We start from the raw sequence: 17,342 nt of genomic DNA, 5'->3' as shown, positions 1-17,342 counted from the left end.
TCCCTGGCGCTGCTCCTGTGCCTCCCGACCCGCTGGGGAGGCTACGGGCTGCCCCGCCCCATCCTCAACGGCCAGCTGACGCTGAGCCCCGGCGCCGCACGGATCGGGGCCAGCTGCGCTGCTCCCCCGACCTTTCGTGGCCTCAGAGGCGGGTCGCCATGGAATATCTTGGCAGGGAGTACCACGGGGAGTTTGGGCGTGACCTGTCGAGGGTCCTTGGCCTCAGGCGCGACGGCTGGCGAGTCGAGCTCGTGGGGATTGGCCAGCTTAGAAACCAGGCGGCTGCGACCGAGCTCGCAAGGAGGCTGAATCGTCACCTACGCGGGCGCGACCTGGTGCTGCCCCCTTCCAAGGAGGGCAATAGGACCCTGCTCAGGGAGTCGCTGCTTCCCTTCGGACATGTATGGGACGACGAGGGGAATGCGATGCCCTCCCTTCGACCCAGCTGGGTTCTTCCCGCATCAGGCTCTCTCTAGATGCCCCAACCGTTCAGGACTCGCCCGAGTTCGCAAGATCCTGCCGGCTCGGGCGCGTTCTGAACGATGCGCCGCCTAGGAAGACCCTCCGGCCAGTTTGAGCTCCAGCCGGCCCTGACCCAGCCGCGCTCGCAGGGGACTCCCGAGCTCGTCCCGCTCCTCGGGGAAGTCCGCCCGGAAGTGGCTCCCGCGGCTCTCGGCGCGTTCCAGCATCATGCGGGCCATGACCTCGGCGCAGAGGAGCTCCGCGCGAACCTGGGCGGTCTGGGCCATGCGACGCGCGTCAACGGACGCGGTCGAGGTCACCGCGAGCTCCCCGCGCAACCCTCCCAGCGCGTGCAGCACGTGTCCCAGGCCATGGGCGTCGCGGGGGAAGAGGCAGCCCTCGGCCATGACCTGTCGCAGCTCCCGCGCCGCCTTGGGCGCCAGGGGAGAGGAGCTCGACCTCAGCTCCAGCGCCTCGCCCGCACCAGCCGCCGCCACGCGCTCGCTGCCCAGGGCCCGCCGTGCGGCGCCCGCGCCCGCCGCCTGTCCGAACACGAGGCAGCTCGCGCTCGCCAGGCCGCCGATGCGGTCGGCGCCGTGCATGCCCCCGGCGCACTCGCCGCAGGCAAAGAGGCCCGGCACGCCCACGACCCCCGCGTCCGTCCCGATCAGGATCCCGCCATTGCTCGCCTGTGCGGCCAGCCCCACGCGGAGCTCGTCCCCGCGCGCCACGCCACGGCCCTCGAGCCAGGAGAAGAACGACTCGACGAACTCGGGCAGAGGGTCGGGAAGTCCCTCGTAGCGAAGCCCTGCCCCCTGGGGCGAGGCGAGGGCGAGGTCCACGTCGTGGTCACCAACGCGCGCGCTGGTGGGGCCGTGCCCCGCGCGCAGCTCGAGGAGCCGTTTCCAGTCGTCGGGTCTCCTGCGCTCGAGCTCGTCGACGCGGGCCCAGCGGAAGCTCTTCTCGTTGAAGACCACGTCCCTCACGGGCGAGACGATCGTGGGCATGACCTGGAGGAACTCAAGGTTGGTGAGGGTGGCGCCGTGCCTCAGCGCCAGGGCGTGGCCCGTGCCGTCCGTCCCGGCTCCCGCGAGGGAGCCCGCGAAGAGGCCGGCGCAGCCGCCCGTGGCGAGCACCACGGAGGGGGCGTGGACGCAGAAGGCACGGCCGTCCCTGGTGTCGAAGAGCAGGACCCCGGCGATGCCAGCCCCCGCGCCCGGCGTCGTGTCGGTCGCCTCCGGTGCCATGGCGTCCAGGTCGACGCGCCGCTGGCCCTCCTCGACGAGCTCCACGAGCTCGCAGTGGGGGAGGAGCCCCACGCCGAGCCGCGCGAGCTCCCTGCCCACGGCCTCGCGGTAGGGCGCGCGCTCCAGGCCGCGCCAGAGCCTGCGGTGGTTGTCGAAGCAGGGGACGTACTCCCGCTCGCCGGCGTCCGCGGGCCGTCGCAGCGCCACCCCCTGGGACTCGAGCCTCTCGACGGCGTCGGGGATGCCCGCCGCCAGGGCGCGCGCGAGCACCGGGTCCGCCATGCCCTGGCCCAGCTCGCGGATGGCGCGGGCCAGGTCGTCCACGTCATCCGCGCCGTCCGGCCCCACGAGGCCCACGCCCCAGGTGCTCCCGGCAAAGCTCGAGCCAGAGAAGGTCGGCCCGGCGCAGGCCAGGGTCACGCGGGCCCCCTCCCTCGCTGCGGCGACCGCGGCCTGGGTCCCCGCGATGCCCCCACCCACGACCAGCACGTCGCAGCTTGCCTCGGCCTCGATCCTCATGGGGCTCCTTTCCACTGCGTTACCCCTTGCTCCCGTCGGCTGCAAGTGTAATAGAGTGACCCAGGCGGGCGTCGGCACCGGGACGTGCCGCCGCCGCGCAGGAGCGACATGACGCCAGGGAGGGACGATGGACGAGGAATCGCAGACCTATGCGGGCGAGAGGGTCGAGCTCCGCAACCTGGACGAGCTCGACATCGCCTTCGACGAGCGCGGCCTCGTGCCGGCCGTGGTGCAGCAGGCGGGCAGCGGGGAGCTCCTCATGCTCGCCTGGATGAGCAGAGAGTCCCTGGAGCTCACGCTGGGGACGGGCACCAGCTGCTTCTGGAGCAGGTCTCGCCAGGAGCTCTGGAACAAGGGAGCCACCAGCGGAAACGTCCAGAAGGTCCGTCGCGTCCTGGTCGACTGCGACGCGGACGCCCTGCTCCTTGAGGTCGACTCCCCTGGCCCGGCCTGCCACACCGGCCACCGGAGCTGCTTCTTCCGCGCCATCGCCCCGATGGGCGCGTCCGCGTGGGAGGGCGACGACGGCAGGCACGATGCGGGCGATTCCTATCCGTCCGACGGGGAGGACTGAGCAATGGGCGAGAGAACCGCGAACGTCCGGGCAGCGGACATCGGCCAGACCCTGGAGTCGCTTGCCCGCACGCTCCACGGCCGTTGGGAGAGCGACCCCGAGGAGTCCTACACGGCGCGGTTGCTCACCGGCCAGGAAGACGAGCTGCTGAAGAAGCTCGCCGAGGAGGCCAGCGAGGTGATCATGGCCTGCAAGGACGACGACCACGACCACATCCGCTACGAGGCAGGCGACCTCGTCTACCACCTGCTGGTCACGCTCGAGCGCTATGGCGTGGGGCTGGGCGAGCTCGCGGGCGAGCTCGAGGCCCGCAAGCGTTAGCGCCGGCTTCGCGTCCCCCACCTTACTTTGGCTGGATGTTGACTCTTTGTAGTCGGTCGCGACCACGAACTGACGTCGTGCGAGTTGCGTTAACCTAACCCGATAACCATGGCGACCGGACCCTCCGGTCGCGGGCGCGCTTCTCGCGTCCGGCAGCAGGGCGTGGCTCCCGTTCCCGCAAGGGGATAGACTGGTCGCGACTGCTGCTCTCAACGCACGTCCAACGCACCAGAGACAGTATTGCGAGGAAACAGATGACGGAAAAGACACGCGCTGTCGTCAGGTCGGGGGTCGCCCTGAGCCTCTCCCTCACCCTGGCACTCTCCGCAGTCCCGACCCACGCCTTCGCGGCGGACACCGCCGCCCAGACCCAGACCGAGCTCGACTCCGCCCGCGCACGTCTGGACGAGCTCCAGGGCCAGTGCGCCACGGCATTCTCGCAGCTCGAGGACGCCCAGGCCTCGTTGGAGGACACCCGCGCGGCAATGAGCGAGACCCAGTCGCAGATCGACGCGAAGGAGCAGGAGCTCGGCGTCGCGCGCGGCACCCTCTCGCAGACCATGGCGGCCAACTACAAGAGCGGCGTCGACTTCCTCTCGTTCGTGCTCGGCTCCAACGACTTCCAGGACCTCGTCTCGCGCGTGTACTACGCCAACAAGGTCTCGGCCAGCCAGACCGACGCCATCAACGCGGTGAGGACCATCCAGGGCGAGCTGCAAGGGCAGAAGGACCGCCTCCAGGAGGAGGAGAGCCAGCAGGAGGAGCTGCTCAGCCAGTCCGAGCAGAGCTTCAGCCAGATCCAGAGCCTCCAGTCGCAGCAGCAGGAGTACGTGAACGGGCTCTCCGAGGAGGTCCAGCGCCAGCTCGCCGCAGAGCGCGAGGCCGCGGAGAAGGCCGCTGCCGAGAAGGCCGCCGCGCGTGCCGCGCAGCAGGGCGAGAGTGACGCCGGTACCGGCACCCAGTCCGGTGGCCAGGCCCAGTCCGACAACCAGTCTGGCCAGGGCGGGTCTTCCGATAACGGCTCCAGCTCCAACGCCAGCTCCGATACCGGGTCGAGCTCCGGCAACGGCGGGTCCAACTCCAACTCGAACTCCGGCGGCGGCGGGTCCAACTCCAACTCGAACTCCAACTCGAACTCCAACTCGAACTCCGGCGGCGGCTCCGCCTCCCAGCCTGACGAGTCGTACGGCTCGGGCATCTCGGCCGTCATCGCCGCCGCACGCTCGCAGCTGGGCGTGAGCTATTCCTGGGCGGGCAATGCCATCGCCAACCAGGAGTTCGACTGCTCCGGCCTCGTGTGGTGGGCCTACCGGCAGGCCGGCTACAACATCCCCCGCGGCCAGCGCATGTCAAATGGCTACAACAACTCGATGATCGGCTGGGTGCTCCAGAAGGGCGGCTTCACCACCAACCAGGCCAACCTCAAGGCGGGGGACCTCATGTTCTGGGGCGGGGGCACCGGCTCCACGACCCACGTGGGCCTCTGCATCGGCAACGGGCAGATGATCCACTCCAACTACGGCGGTGTCGAGGTCACGAGCGTCTACTACTCCGCCGGCAGCTTCGTGGGCGGCGGCCCGATCGTCTAGCCTGCGGGCAGCGACGGCCGTCACGGGCAAACGGATCGGCACGGGGAGGCTTCGCTTCGGCGGGGCCTCCCCTTCTTCTTCCGGGTGGCTGGCCATGGTGCGACGGCCTGCCTCCGTGTCGCCTGCGGCTGGGCCAGCACCATCTTCTGGCCGTCTTGAGCTACCACGTCCCGCTTGGCTCGCGGAACCGCCCGGTCGCACGACCCGCCGCGGGGGCCAGTCCGGGGGGCCACCGTCCATGGGATAATCGGCCCAGAGGCCGACACCGCAAGCGCAGGCGGCGCCAGCTCCTAGGCGACCGTGGGACTCGTGCCCCCATGGGCCCACCCATCGCGCTGTCGACCCGCAGGTATGGGGTTCCCGACGGATGGGAGGTTGGAAGATGAACGCCGTGTCAATCCGCACGTCCCTGGCAAGGAGGCTAGGTGCCCTCGTCGTTCTCGTCGCGCTCGTCGCCCTCGTGGGCTGTGGCGCATCGAAGGGCATGGGGACGGTGGCGCCCTCCAAGGACCCCAAGGCGGACTTCCTGGGCACCTGGACCGCCGTCTCGGTCAGCGACAAGGACCTGGGTGACCTCACGCTCGAGGACATGACCGGGTTGGGGATCTACTTCCGCATCACGCTCGTCGAGGACGGCACGGGGACGATGGACCTCGCCGGAGACGTCGAGGACCTCAAGTGGAGCCTCAAGGACGACACGACCGTGCTCATCAACGACAGCGAGACTGCGGCGAGCAGCCTCGAGCTCAAGGACGGCAAGCTCGTGGGCGACGAGGACGGCACCAAGATGGTGTTCGAGAAGGGCGACCTCGTCAAGGAGGACATGCCGAAGGGCGGCGGAAGCACGGACGACAAGGCAAGCGAGGCCGTGGACTACCTCATCGCAGACGACGAGCTCGCCACCATCCGCATGACCGAGGTCTTCGTCGACTTTACGGGCGACCCCGGCTTCGTGGTCAACTTCAAGAACAACTCAGACAAGAGCCTCAGGATCTGGTCGCAGTCCGAGAGCTTCTCCATCAACGGGGAGATGCGCGAGCCCATCGGCCTCTTCGAGCTGACAAAGCCGGGGACCTACGTCGACTGCAAGGCCTTCTATGATGGCGCCGAGGTTGGCCACGAGCTCGCCTCCCTCAAGGACATCAGCGGCAAGATCGAGCTCATGGACGAGGACTACGACGTCCTGCGCACCTACGACTTCAGCTACAGCTACGGCGCGAAGGGCTAGGGCGTCAGCCGCCTGCCCTAGGGGCGGGCGGGAGAGGCCTCCGTCCGTGGTCGGGACGTCGCTGCGGGGCGGATGGCCAGGCGGGGCGGCGGGAGCGGGTCTCTCGCCGCCCCTACATGCCGATGTCGCCGCCTCGCTCGCGCGCCCAGAGGTAGAGGTCGACGCAGCGCTGCGCCAGCACGTCGAGGGAGTCGTAGAGCCAGGTGGGGCGCTCTGCCAGGTCCTGGTAGATGACAGAGAGCTCGGTGCAGCCCACCACGACGGCGTCGCAGCCCTCCTGGCGCAGCTCCTCGGCAATGGCGCAGAGCTCGCCCGGGTCATAGGGCGCGTTTGCCTTGACCCCGTCGTAGATCAGCGACATGATCCTGCGCTGCGTCTGGGCCCTGGGCACCACGCCGACGAGCCCGCGCTCTGCGAGGTAGCCCTGGAAGACGCCGGACTGGACCGTCCCGTCGGTCGCCATGAGGCCCACCCTGCCGCCACGACCCACGTCGAGTGCCATGCGCTTGGCGGTCTCCTCCATGATGTTGAGGACGGGGACGTCCACCGCGTCGCTGATCGCGTCATAGAAGTAGTGCGCCGTGTTGCAGGCGATGGCCAGGTAGTCGGCGCCTGCGTCCTCGAGCCAGCGGGCGACCTTGCACATCTCAGGCTGGGGGTCGGGGCGCGAGTGGTCCAGTATGTAGGCGGTGCGGTCGGGGATCTGCGGGTCGTTGAAGACGATCATGGGGATATTGTCCTGGTCGGTCGCCGCAGGGGTCTTCTTGATGATGGCCTCCATGAAGTAGGCGGTGGCGAGGGGTCCCACCCCGCCGATGATCCCCAGGATTGGCTTGTTCACGAAGGCTCCTCCCCGGCGCGCACGCGCCTCTCGCCCATCCGGACGATTGTAGGCGAGTGGGAGGGAGTTCTGTTCCTACGGTGCACTGTCCCTGCCCCCTTCGCAGCCTGCCTACAATATGCGGAGGCCCGCGCCACGCGGGCGGGCAGGGTCGGGCGACCGGCAGGCGGGTGGCATGGCGCCGCCTGGGCAGGGCCGAGGTACAAGCACGAGAGACGGGTGCGCGCGATGGCGGAGCAGGCTGTGGAGGGTGGCAGGTCAGCAATGGGGGAGAGGGGCGCTGCTTCCTTCGTGCCCATCCTCCTGGGAACCGAGATCGGGTCCTACGGCATGGCGCGCGCCTTCTGGGAGCGCTACGGCGTGGCCAGCGTCTGCTACGGCAGCTTCCCCCTCACCCCCACGCGCGACTCGAAGTTCATCGAGCAGCGCTGTGACGCCGACTTCCTCGACCCCGCGCGCTTCGTCGAGCTCCTCAACGGGGACGCCGACGGCTTCAGGGACACGATCCCCCTGGTCATACCCTGCGGCGACGACTACTCGCTGCTCCTCTCCAACCACAAGGCCGAGCTGGACCCGGTCTATCGCTGCGTCTGCTCCGGGCCGGGCGTCCTCGACGAGCTCAACGACAAGGCGCGCTTCTACGCCCTCTGCGAGCGCGCCGGCGTGCCCTACCCCCGCACGGTCACCATCGGTCCCGGGGACGAAGGCAGGCTGCCCGAGCTTCCCTTCGGATTTCCCGTGGCGCTCAAGCCCACCGACGCCGCGTCGTGGCGCGACCACCCCTTCCAGGGGCAGAAGAAGGCCTTCGTCCTGGACGACGGGGAGATGCTGGCCAAGACCATACGACGCGCCTACGCCTCGGGCTACCAGGGGCAGCTCGTGATCCAGGACTTCATCCCCGGCGACGACGGCAACATGCGGGTCATGAACGGCTACGTGCGCCAGGACGGCTCCATATCGCTCCTCTCGCTGGGCCACCCCGTGCTCGAGGACTGCGCTCCCATGCGCATCGGCAACTATGCGGCCATCGTCTCGTACGCGGACGAGGGCATCTATGCCTCCGTCGAGCGGCTGATGGGCCACATCGACTACTTCGGCTACTTCAACATCGACATGAAGTACGACGAGCGCGACGGCAGCTGCAAGCTCCTTGACTTCAACCCCCGCCAGGGGAGGAGCAGCTTCTTCACCACGCTGGCCGGCTACAACCTCGCCGAGCACGTGGTGGCGGACGTCGTCGAGGGCAGGCGCGGGCCCGCGGTCCATGCCACCAACGAGTTCCTCTGGGTGGGTGTGCCCCGCTCCATCGTGCGCCGCTACGCCGCGAAGGGACCGGGCCGCGACCGCGCGCTCGAGCTCATGCGCCAGGGCAGGGTGGGCACCACGCTCTTCGGGGCGCACGACGACAGCCCCCGGAGGCTCTGGAACATGGCTAAGCTCTGGGCGCATTACTATCTGGACTTCAAGAGGCACTTCGGGCACCGAGAGCTCGAGGACTAGGCGAGAGGGGCATACATGGCGGACTCGTCGCTCGAGCTGAGGCGCGCGCTCGCGCGGCGCAGCGGCACCTCCGAGGACGACTGGTTCCTCACCTACCGGGCGCGGCACGGCATGCTCGTGGCCTTCCGCGAGCTCGCACGGCTGCGGGGCGCGGGCGAGGTCGTGACGCAGCTCCTGACCTGCTGCACCGCCGTCGACCCCATCGTCGAGGCCGGGCTCGCCCCGCGCTACGCGGACGTCTCGGCGTCGAGCCTGGCGCTCGACGCCTCCCGGCTCGGACTCGGCCCGAGCTCGCGGGCCGTGGTCCTTCAGCACAGCTTCGGGATCTTCGAGCCAGCGGGCGACCTCGCCCTGAGGGAGGCCGCGGACGCGGCGGGGGCGCTTCTCGTCGAGGACTGCGCCCACTGCGTGGGGAGGCTCGCGCGCGACGGCGAGGGACGACCGCTCGCCGACGTCTCCGTCCACTCCTTCGGGGTGGAGAAGATGCTCCCCACCCACTTCGGCGGGGCGGTGTACGTGAGCCCCCGGATGGCGGACTCCGGGCTCAGGGCCGCCCTGGTGGGGGCTCTGGGCTCGCTTCCCCCCATTGACCCCGTGCTCGAGGAGGCCGCCAAGGGCTATCGCAGCCGCATCCGCGTGCTCAACCACCTGCCCGCCGGTCCCCGCCGCGCCCTTCGCGCGCGCTGGGAGGCCCGAGGAAGCTTCGACGCCGCGATATCACCCGAGGAGCAGAGGGGCCACGTCTCGCACGAGCCCTGCCAGCCTGGCGAGTGGATAGCCTCCCGGGCCCTGGAGGCCCTGGAGGGGCTCGACGCCCAGGAGGCCCTGCGACGAGAGGCCGTGACGGAGTACGTGCGCTCCCTTGCCGACACGGGAGTCGCCCTGCTCGCCGCCGTGTGCGCAGGTCCCGCCCAGCCGCTGCTGCGCCTCCCCGTCTTCCTGGCCGACTCCGGGCGCTCCGAGGCTCTCCTCGCCAGCGTGCGCGCGGCGGGGCACTATGCCGTGCCCTGGTACCGCCCGCTCCTCTTCCCCGGCGTCGAGGACCCTGCTGCATATGGCTTCGACGGCGGCATGGAGGGGCTCCCCGTGACCGAGCGCCTCTCGCGCGGACCGGTGGCGCTTCCCTGCGACGTCACGCCCGAGCAGGCACGCCAGCTCGCGGCCCTCGCGGCAGAGGCGGCCCGCTAGCATGGCCGCGCGTGGGGGCAAAAGGCCGGGCGAGGGGGAGCCTCTCGCCACAGACCGCTCCGAGGGCGGCAGGCCCAGCATCGCCGAGCAGGTGGAGCTCGTCCCCACCGACCCCGGCTGCTACCTCTGGAAGGACGGCAAGGGCGAGGTCATCTACGTGGGCAAGGCCAAGAACCTCCGCGCCCGCATGCGCCAGTATGTGACCCTCCAGGACGACCGCGCGAAGATCCCCCTCATGATGCAGGTGGTGCGCAGCTTCGACTACGTGGTCGTGGGCTCCGAGCACGAGGCGCTGGTGCTGGAGCGCAACCTCATCGCCCAGTACCACCCCTACTTCAACGTCGACTTCAAGGACGACAAGAGCTATCCCTACATAGCCATCACCGAGTCGGACGTATACCCGGCGATCAAGTACACCCGCGAGCGCCACCGCAAGGGGACCCGCTACTTCGGTCCCTACACCGACGCCCAGGCCGCCCGCGAGACCATCGACACCCTGCGCAAGGTGCTCCCCATCTGCTCCGCCAACTGCGCGGAGTGGAAGAGGGCGCGTCGCTACCTTCAGAGCCACCCCGACGACGTGGCCGTGGCCAACATGGTCCTGGCCGAGCGCGGCCGCCCCTGCTTCGACTACCACGTGGGTCGCGGGCCCGGCGTCTGCTGCGGCGCCATCACCACCGTGGACTACGCACGTCACGTGAGCCAGGTGGAGAGCTTCCTCTCGGGGAGGCGACGACAGGTGGTGGAAGAGCTCGAGGAACAGATGCGTGATGCGGCGGCCGAGCTCGAGTTCGAGCGCGCCTCCCGCATCAAGCGGCGCCTCGACGTCATAGGCGGGCTGGACGACCGCCAGGAGGTCATGTTCTCGAGCGACGTGAGCCTCGACCTCATCGGCTTCTACCGCGAGGAGACGATCAGCTGCGCCTGCGTCTTCGTCGTGCGGGAGGGGCGCACGATCCGCACCAGCGAGTTCATCCTCAACAAGGGCATGGACGTGGACGAGCAGGAGCTCGCCGCCGGCTTCCTCAAGCGCTACTACGACGAGACCGCCGACGTGCCCCAGGAGGTCGACCTCGCCTGCGAGCTGCCCGACGCGCAGCTCCTGGGCGAGTGGCTCAGCGCGAAGCGCGGGAGGCTCTGCCGCTTGCACCGCCCCCAGCGAGGCGAGAAGAGCCACCTCCTCCAGATGGCGGAGAGGAACGCCCGCCACGCCCTCATGCGCTACATGGTGCGCACGGGGTACGCCGACGAGCGCACCAACCAGGCCCTCCTCCAGCTCGAGAGCGCGCTCGCCCTGGAGCGACCGCCGATGCGCATAGAGTGCTTCGACATCTCGACCCTGCACGGGGCCTTCACCGTGGCGTCCATGGTGGTCTTCACCAACGGCCGGCCCGACAAGGGCCAGTACCGTCGCTTCAAGATCCGCGCCGAGCTCGACGAGGCCAACGACTTCGCAAGCATGGAGGAGGTGCTGGGCAGGCGCTACAGCCCCAAGAACATGGGGGACGAGCGCTTCGCCGCGGCGCCTCCCGACCTCCTCGTGGTGGACGGCGGCAAGCCCCAGCTCTCCGCCGCGATTCACCAGCTCGAGGAGCTGGGGCTCGACATCCCGGTCTGCGGCCTGGCCAAGTCGGACGAGGAGGTCTTCGTCCCCTGGGACGACACGCCGGTGGTGCTGCCCTCGGGCTCTCCCTCGCTCTACCTCATCAAGCAGGTGAGGGACGAGAGCCACCGCTTCGCCATCACCTTCCACCGGGAACTGCGCACCAAGGCGCAGTCCGTCTCGGTGCTGGACGACGTCGAGGGCGTGGGGCCCAAGCGCAAGCGGGCCATCCTACGTCGCTTCGGCTCCCTCAAGGGCCTGCGCGCCGCGAGCGTCGACCAGGTCGCCGAGGTCGAGGGCCTTCCCCGCTCGGTGGCCGAGGAGGTCTGGCAGACGGTGCACGCCTGGGAGGGGGAGGGCGCGTCCCTCTCGCCCGAGACGGAGGCAGATGCCGGGGGAGCCCCTGGTCCCAGTTCGCCTTCCGGCGGAGAGGGGCGAGGGGACGGGTCGGAGTAGCCCACGCCCGAAGCCCCTGCCACCCCGTCCGTTGCCCCTCGCTTGCCGCTGGGCGGAGATGATCTCGAAACATGCCTGAAATGCCATACGCTAGCGGGCGAGAGGTTGCGCCGACCCCGTTCTGCGCAACAAGGGACACGTTTGCGTGGAGAGAGGCAAGAACATGAAAGACCTGATGGGCAAGAACCTTTCGCGTCGCACCTTCCTCGGCGTCTCGAGCGGCGTCGCGGCCGTCGCGGGCCTGGGGCTCGTGGGCTGCGGCGGCGGCTCCGGCAGCAACGGCGGCAGCAGCGCCGGTGGCGAGAAGGCGGCCGGCGGCACCCTCACCGTGGGCACCGCCTACGCGACCCAGAACTACCACCCGTCCACCACGTCCTCGGCGCTCGCCCTGAGTGCCAACATGAACGTGGTCGAGGGCCTCTACGAGCTCGACTTCCATGACTACAGCACCCGCGCCGCCCTGGCCGCCGGCGACCCCACCAAGGTCGATGACACCACCTTCGAGGTCAAGCTGCGCGACGGCGCCAAGTTCTCCGACGGCACCGACGTCAAGGCGGAGGACGTCGTCTCGTCCTTCAAGCGCGCCAACGCCGAGGGCAACATCTACGTCTCGATGCTCACCCCCATCGCCTCCATCGAGGCCAAGGATGACACCACCGTCACCGTCAAGACCGCCTTCCCCGACTTCTCGCTGCTCAAGGAGCGCCTGGCGATCGTCAAGGTCGTCCCCAGCTCCGCGACCGACGAGGACCTGACCGCGAAGCCCACCGGCACCGGCCCCTGGATGTACGACGAGATCACCGACGCCTCCGTCACCCTCGTCCCCAACCCCAACTACAACGGCGAGTTCGCCGCCAAGGACGAGAAGATCCGCTATGACGTCCTGAAGGACGCCACCGCCCGCGTGACCGCCGCCCAGGAGGGCACCGACCTCATCTGCGAGTCCGTCCCCGCCGACTCCATCGACCAGCTCAAGAGCGCCGGCCTCTCCATCGACACCGTCCAGGGCTTCGGTACCCGCTTCATGATGTTCAACGTCAAGAAGGCCCCCTGGGACGACGTCAAGGTCCGCCAGGCCGTCATGTACGCCCTGAACTACGACCAGATGATCTCCAACGCCCTGGCCGGCATGGCCTCGACGCCCTCCTGCTACCTGCCCGAGACCTTCACCAACTACAACAAGGCCTCCATGGTCTATTCCTACGACCAGGAGAAGGCCAAGTCCCTCATCGCCGAGGCCGGCATCACGCCGGGCGCCATCACCCTGCGCACCACCGACAACGACCAGGTCGTCGCCATGTCCACGCAGATCAAGAACGACCTCGACGCCCTGGGCTTCGACGTCTCGATCCAGACCGACACCTCCGCGGCGACCTACGCCGCCATCGACGGCGGCGAGGCCTACGACCTCCTGCTCGCCCCCGGCGACCCCAGCTGCTTCGGTGCCGACCCCGACCTGCTGCTCAACTGGTGGTACGGCAACAACACCTGGATGCAGAAGCGCTGCGTCTGGAACGACTCCCCCGAGTTCGCGAAGCTCCACGAGCTGATGGACCAGGCCCTCTCCCAGACCGGCGACGAGCAGCAGAAGACCTGGAACCAGTGCTTCGACCTCATCTCCGAGAACGTTCCCCTGTATCCCGTCCTGCAGGTCCAGACCACGACCGGCTCCTGGCGTGACACCGCCAACGGCGACGGCACCAAGGTCTCCAGCGACTTCAAGGGCATCGGGACCACGGGCATCTCGCTGATCGGCGTCTCCACCACGAAGTAGTCGGCTCCGTCCCAACAGGCAGCGCGAGGGTAGGGCCCGGGCTTCAGGTACTGCCCGGGCCCTACCTCCTTGGAGCTGCCACGTCCTGACCGCACAGCGTTCGGAAAGGGGAGAGGCCACGTGAACAACCTCCTGCGCCTCATCGGACGGCGATTGGTGGCGCTGCCCATCATGGCCCTCGGCGTCACGATCCTCGTGTTCTTCCTCATGTCGTTCTCCAAGGTCGACCCGGCCTACAACGCGCTCGGCGAGAGCGCCACGCCGGAGGCGGTGGCCCAGTACCACGCCGACCACGGCCTGGACGACCCGTTGCCCACCCGCTACCTCCGCTACATGGGAGGGCTCCTCCACGGTGACCTCGGGAGCTACGGCGCCTCGAACTACTCCGTCGGCGAGCGCGTGGCCAAGGCCCTGCCCGTCACCATGCAGCTCACCTTCATCGGCCTGATCCTGGGTGCCATCGTGTCCTTCCTTCTGGGAGTGCTCGCCGCGCTCTACCGCGACGGATGGCCCGACCAGCTGATCCGCGTGCTCTCCATCGCCGGCCTCGCCACGCCCTCGTTCTGGCTGGCGGTCCTCATGATCCTGCTCTTCTCGTCGATGATGCACGTGCTGCCCGCCTCGGGCCCGCTGCCCAACTTCTTCGCCAACCCCGGCGGCTATGCCGCGCGCATGCTCATGCCCGCCGTGGCCCTCGCCTTCCCGCTCACCGGCCAGATGACCCGCATCGTGCGCACCGCCATGGTCGAGGAGCTCGACAAGGACTACGTCAAGACCGCGAAGGGCGCCGGGCTTCCCCAGGCCGTCGTCATCGGTCGCAACGTCCTGCGCAACGCCCTCATCACGCCCGTCACCACGCTGGGCCTCAAGATCGGCTACCTCATGGGCGGCGCCGTGGTCATCGAGACCATCTTCAACCTGCCCGGCATGGGCATGGCGATCCTCGAGGGCATCCAGGGCAACGAGACGAACCTGGTCCAGGGCGTCGTCATCGTCGTCGCGCTGTCGTTCATCGTGATCAACATCGTGGTCGACATGCTCTACCTCCTCATCAACCCCAGGATTAGGACGGTGTAGCCATGCTGACTCAGAGAAAAGAACAGGCCGAGAAGCTCGAGCAGGCCGCCGCGGGCGGCGCTCGCCTCGGCGGCTGGAAGAAGATGAGCGTCGGCTCCAAGGTCTCGCTCGTCCTGCTCGTCCTGGTGGCCCTCTCGGCCATCCTCGCCGCGGTCCTCTCGCCCTATGACCCGGTCGAGATCTTTACCGCGCGCCAGGCTCCCGGCGGCGGCTTCATCTTCGGCACCGACGACAAGGGGCGCGACATCCTGAGCCGCATGCTCTACGGCGGCCGCTACTCGCTGGTCATCGGCTTCGGCGCCACCCTCATGGCGCTGGTCTGCGGCTCCGTCATCGGCGCCATCGCCGCGGTCTCGCGCAAGTGGGTGTCCGAGGTGATCATGCGCGTCCTGGACATCATCATGTCCTTCCCCGGCATCGCGCTTGCGGCCGTGTTCGTGTCCATCTTGGGCAACAGCATCGGCTCGATCATCTTCTCCATCGGCTTCATGTACACGCCCCAGATCGCCCGCATCGTGCGCGCTAACATAGTGAGCGAGTACGGAGAGGACTACGTGCGCGCGGTCATCGTCTCCGGCGCCCGCGCCCCCTGGATTCTGATCAGGCACGTCCTGCGCAACTGCATCGCGCCGATTATGGTATTCACCGTGACCCTCGTGGCCGACGCCATCATCTTCGAGGCCTCCCTCACCTTCATAGGGGCCGGCATCCAGGAGCCCACCCCCACCTGGGGCAACATCCTGGCCGATGCCCGCGGTGGCGTGCTCGCGGGCCGTTGGTGGCAGGCGCTCTTCCCGGGCATGGCCATCATGGTCACCTGCCTCGCGCTCAACATCCTCTCCGAGGGCCTCACCGACGCCATGGCCGCCGCCCCCGGCGCCCCCGTCGACGCGGACAACTCCGAGAGCCGCCGTGCCGACGACATCCTGGCCTCCAATCCCGTCAAGGCCTACGAGGAGCAGGCGGAGGCGCTGGGTCGCAGGCTCGGCGCGCTGCGCGAGGTCGAGCTCGCCCGCGACGACCGCCACGTCCCCGACTACTCCGTGGAGCCCCTGCTGCAGGTCAAGGACCTCTGCATCAGCTTCCTCTCGCACGGTGACGTCCAGGTCGTGGACCACGTCAGCTTCGACGTGCGCCCCGGCCAGTGCATGGCCCTGGTGGGCGAGTCGGGCTGCGGCAAGTCCATCACCACCAAGACGATCATGAACCTCGTGGACCCCAAGGAGACGGTCACGGGCCAGCTCATCTACAAGGGCCAGGACCTGCTCAAGCTCAGCTCCGAGGAGCATCGCAAGCTCCTGGGCACCGAGATCGCCATGGTCTACCAGGACGCGCTCTCGTCCCTGAACCCCTCCATGCTCATCTCGACGCAGATGAAGCAGCTCACCGACCGAGGCGGGACCCGCTCCGCGGAGGAGCTGCTCGAGCTCGTAGGCCTCGATCCCAAGCGCACCCTAGAGTCCTACCCGCACGAACTGTCGGGCGGCCAGCGCCAGCGCGTGCTCATCGCCATGGCGCTCACCCGTGACCCGTCGCTGGTCATCTGCGACGAGCCCACCACGGCCCTGGACGTCACCGTCCAGAAGCAGGTCATCAAGCTCCTGAACGACCTCCAGGCAAAGCTGGGCTTCGCCATGGTCTTCGTGAGCCACGACCTCGCCCTGGTGGCCGAGGTGGCGTCCGAGATCACCGTCATGTACGCCGGCCAGGTCATCGAGCAGGCGCCGACCAAGGAGCTGCTCTGCAACCCCGTCCACGAGTACACCCGCGGGCTCCTGGGGTCGGTCCTCTCCATCGAGGAGGGCGCCCGTGACGGGAGCCGCCTGCACCAGGTGCCCGGCTCGGTCCCCTCGCCCGAGGACTTCCCGCGCGGCGACCGCTTCGCCCCGCGCTCCAGCCATCCCACGCTGGGCCTGGACGTGCACCCCGTCATCAAGAGCCTGCCGGGATGCGCCAACCACCGCTTCTCGGAGCTGCCCGACGACTACCTGAGGCAGAACGGGCTCGTTCCCTATCTAGACACCCTCAAGGAGGTGAGGTAGGTGGCCGACCAGAAGGAACCCATCATCTTCCTCGATGACATCTCCGTTACCTTCCGCACCCGCACGGGATCCATCCTCCACCCCAACCTGGTCCATGCGGTCCAGGGCGTGACCATCAAGCTCATGCCGGGCGAGACCATAGGAATCGTGGGCGAGTCGGGCTGCGGCAAGTCCACCACGGCCAACGTCATGTGCGGCCTGCAGTCGCCGACCTCCGGCCACGTCTACTTCCAGGGGACGGACGTCACGAAGCGCACGGCGGACCTGCGCAAGAAGATAGGCCGCGTCGTCTCGGTCGTCTTCCAGGACCCCGCCACGGCCCTCAACCCGCGCATGGTCGTCCGCGACCAGCTGCAGGACCCGCTGCTGGTGCACAAGGTGGGGGCGTCCGCCGACCAGGAGAGGCGCATCAACGAGCTCGTGGAGCTCGTGGGCCTGCCCAAGAGCGCGCTGCGCGCCCTGCCGGGTCAGCTCTCGGGCGGGCAGCGCCAGCGCGTCGCCATCGCCCGCGCCATGTCGCTCAACCCCTCGGCGATCATCGCCGACGAGCCCACCTCCGCCCTCGACGTGTCCGTGCGCGCCCAGATCCTCAACCTGCTCACCGACCTCAAGAGCGAGCTGGGGCTCTCGATGATCTTCATCAGCCACGACATCCAGACGGTCCGCTACATCTCCGACCGAATCATCGTCATGAACCACGGGCAGATCATGGAGCAGGGTCCGGCGCAGCAGGTGTTCAACGACCCCCAGGACGAGTACACCAAGACGCTCCTCGGGGCGGCACCGTCGCTCTTGCACCCCAAGATAGGTCGCTAGCAGCGAGCGCCCCGTCTGGCCGCGTGCCGGGCGGGGCGCGTCTCTCATGCGCGTCGCAGAGGACTAAGATGTGCCATCGTGCCCGGGCTTCCGAGCAGGCAGAGA

14 protein-coding genes are annotated in these 17,342 nt (G+C 68.8%); 12 read left to right on the top strand and 2 right to left on the bottom strand.

Annotation, left to right across the window (positions count from 1 at the left end; translation table 11 throughout):
* Positions 1-158 precede the first annotated feature (158 nt).
* Positions 159-476 carry a hypothetical protein gene (locus Q5923_RS06730; RefSeq protein WP_009277847.1) on the top strand — a complete coding sequence of 106 codons (318 nt, stop codon included), beginning with the start codon at positions 159-161 and terminating at the stop codon, positions 474-476.
* A 75-nt stretch (positions 477-551) separates the two neighbouring features.
* Here Q5923_RS06730 and Q5923_RS06725 read toward each other — a convergent pair whose 3' ends face one another.
* Complete coding sequence (locus tag Q5923_RS06725; RefSeq protein ID WP_303133014.1) at positions 552-2,228, bottom strand: FAD-binding protein; 1,677 nt, start codon at positions 2,226-2,228, stop codon at positions 552-554.
* Between the two features lie 127 nt (positions 2,229-2,355).
* Here Q5923_RS06725 and hisI point away from each other — a divergent pair, with 127 nt between their 5' ends.
* The 4 genes from hisI to Q5923_RS06705 all read left to right on the top strand — a co-directional run bounded on the left by hisI (position 2,356) and on the right by Q5923_RS06705 (position 5,940).
* The gene (gene hisI / locus Q5923_RS06720; protein ID WP_072499872.1) at positions 2,356-2,802 is read left to right on the top strand and encodes a phosphoribosyl-AMP cyclohydrolase; all 447 of its coding nucleotides are present in this window, start codon (positions 2,356-2,358) and stop codon (positions 2,800-2,802) included.
* A 3-nt stretch (positions 2,803-2,805) separates the two neighbouring features.
* A complete protein-coding gene (gene hisE / locus Q5923_RS06715; protein WP_009277844.1) occupies positions 2,806-3,123 on the top strand; it encodes a phosphoribosyl-ATP diphosphatase in 318 nt (105 codons plus the stop codon).
* Positions 3,124-3,377: 254 nt separating this feature from the next.
* Entirely contained in the window at positions 3,378-4,712 is a 1,335-nt protein-coding gene (locus tag Q5923_RS06710) for an NlpC/P60 family protein (protein WP_303133011.1), read from the top strand.
* Positions 4,713-5,094: 382 nt separating this feature from the next.
* Positions 5,095-5,940 (top strand): hypothetical protein, encoded by an 846-nt coding sequence (locus tag Q5923_RS06705; protein ID WP_303133009.1) that lies wholly within the window; start codon positions 5,095-5,097, stop codon positions 5,938-5,940.
* Positions 5,941-6,052: 112 nt separating this feature from the next.
* On the opposite strand, the gene Q5923_RS06700 is transcribed toward Q5923_RS06705, so the two are convergent.
* A complete protein-coding gene (locus Q5923_RS06700; RefSeq protein WP_303133007.1) occupies positions 6,053-6,781 on the bottom strand; it encodes an aspartate/glutamate racemase family protein in 729 nt (242 codons plus the stop codon).
* A gap of 228 nt (positions 6,782-7,009) precedes the next feature.
* Between Q5923_RS06700 and Q5923_RS06695 the strand changes: the two genes are divergently transcribed.
* The 7 genes from Q5923_RS06695 to Q5923_RS06665 all read left to right on the top strand — a co-directional run bounded on the left by Q5923_RS06695 (position 7,010) and on the right by Q5923_RS06665 (position 17,237).
* Positions 7,010-8,281, top strand: a complete 1,272-nt coding sequence (locus Q5923_RS06695; protein ID WP_198003123.1) for a hypothetical protein — start codon at positions 7,010-7,012, stop codon at positions 8,279-8,281.
* Between the two features lie 15 nt (positions 8,282-8,296).
* Positions 8,297-9,469, top strand: a complete 1,173-nt coding sequence (locus Q5923_RS06690; protein ID WP_303133004.1) for a DegT/DnrJ/EryC1/StrS family aminotransferase — start codon at positions 8,297-8,299, stop codon at positions 9,467-9,469.
* Position 9,470: 1 nt separating this feature from the next.
* Positions 9,471-11,528: an excinuclease ABC subunit UvrC gene (gene uvrC / locus Q5923_RS06685; RefSeq protein ID WP_303133002.1), complete on the top strand. Its 2,058-nt coding sequence runs from the start codon at positions 9,471-9,473 to the stop codon at positions 11,526-11,528.
* 163 nt (positions 11,529-11,691) lie between these two features.
* Complete coding sequence (locus tag Q5923_RS06680; RefSeq protein ID WP_303133000.1) at positions 11,692-13,302, top strand: ABC transporter substrate-binding protein; 1,611 nt, start codon at positions 11,692-11,694, stop codon at positions 13,300-13,302.
* 120 nt (positions 13,303-13,422) lie between these two features.
* Complete coding sequence (locus Q5923_RS06675) at positions 13,423-14,379, top strand: ABC transporter permease (protein WP_009277836.1); 957 nt, start codon at positions 13,423-13,425, stop codon at positions 14,377-14,379.
* Positions 14,380-14,381: 2 nt separating this feature from the next.
* Entirely contained in the window at positions 14,382-16,421 is a 2,040-nt protein-coding gene (locus tag Q5923_RS06670; protein ID WP_009277835.1) for a dipeptide/oligopeptide/nickel ABC transporter permease/ATP-binding protein, read from the top strand.
* A complete protein-coding gene (locus tag Q5923_RS06665; RefSeq protein WP_009277834.1) occupies positions 16,422-17,237 on the top strand; it encodes an ABC transporter ATP-binding protein in 816 nt (271 codons plus the stop codon).
* Positions 17,238-17,342: the final 105 nt, after the last annotated feature.

The organism is uncultured Olsenella sp., from assembly GCF_959602185.1.
Classification (GTDB): Bacteria; Actinomycetota; Coriobacteriia; order Coriobacteriales; family Atopobiaceae; genus Olsenella_I; species Olsenella_I phocaeensis.
This window is presented reverse-complemented; position numbering and strand designations above follow the sequence as displayed.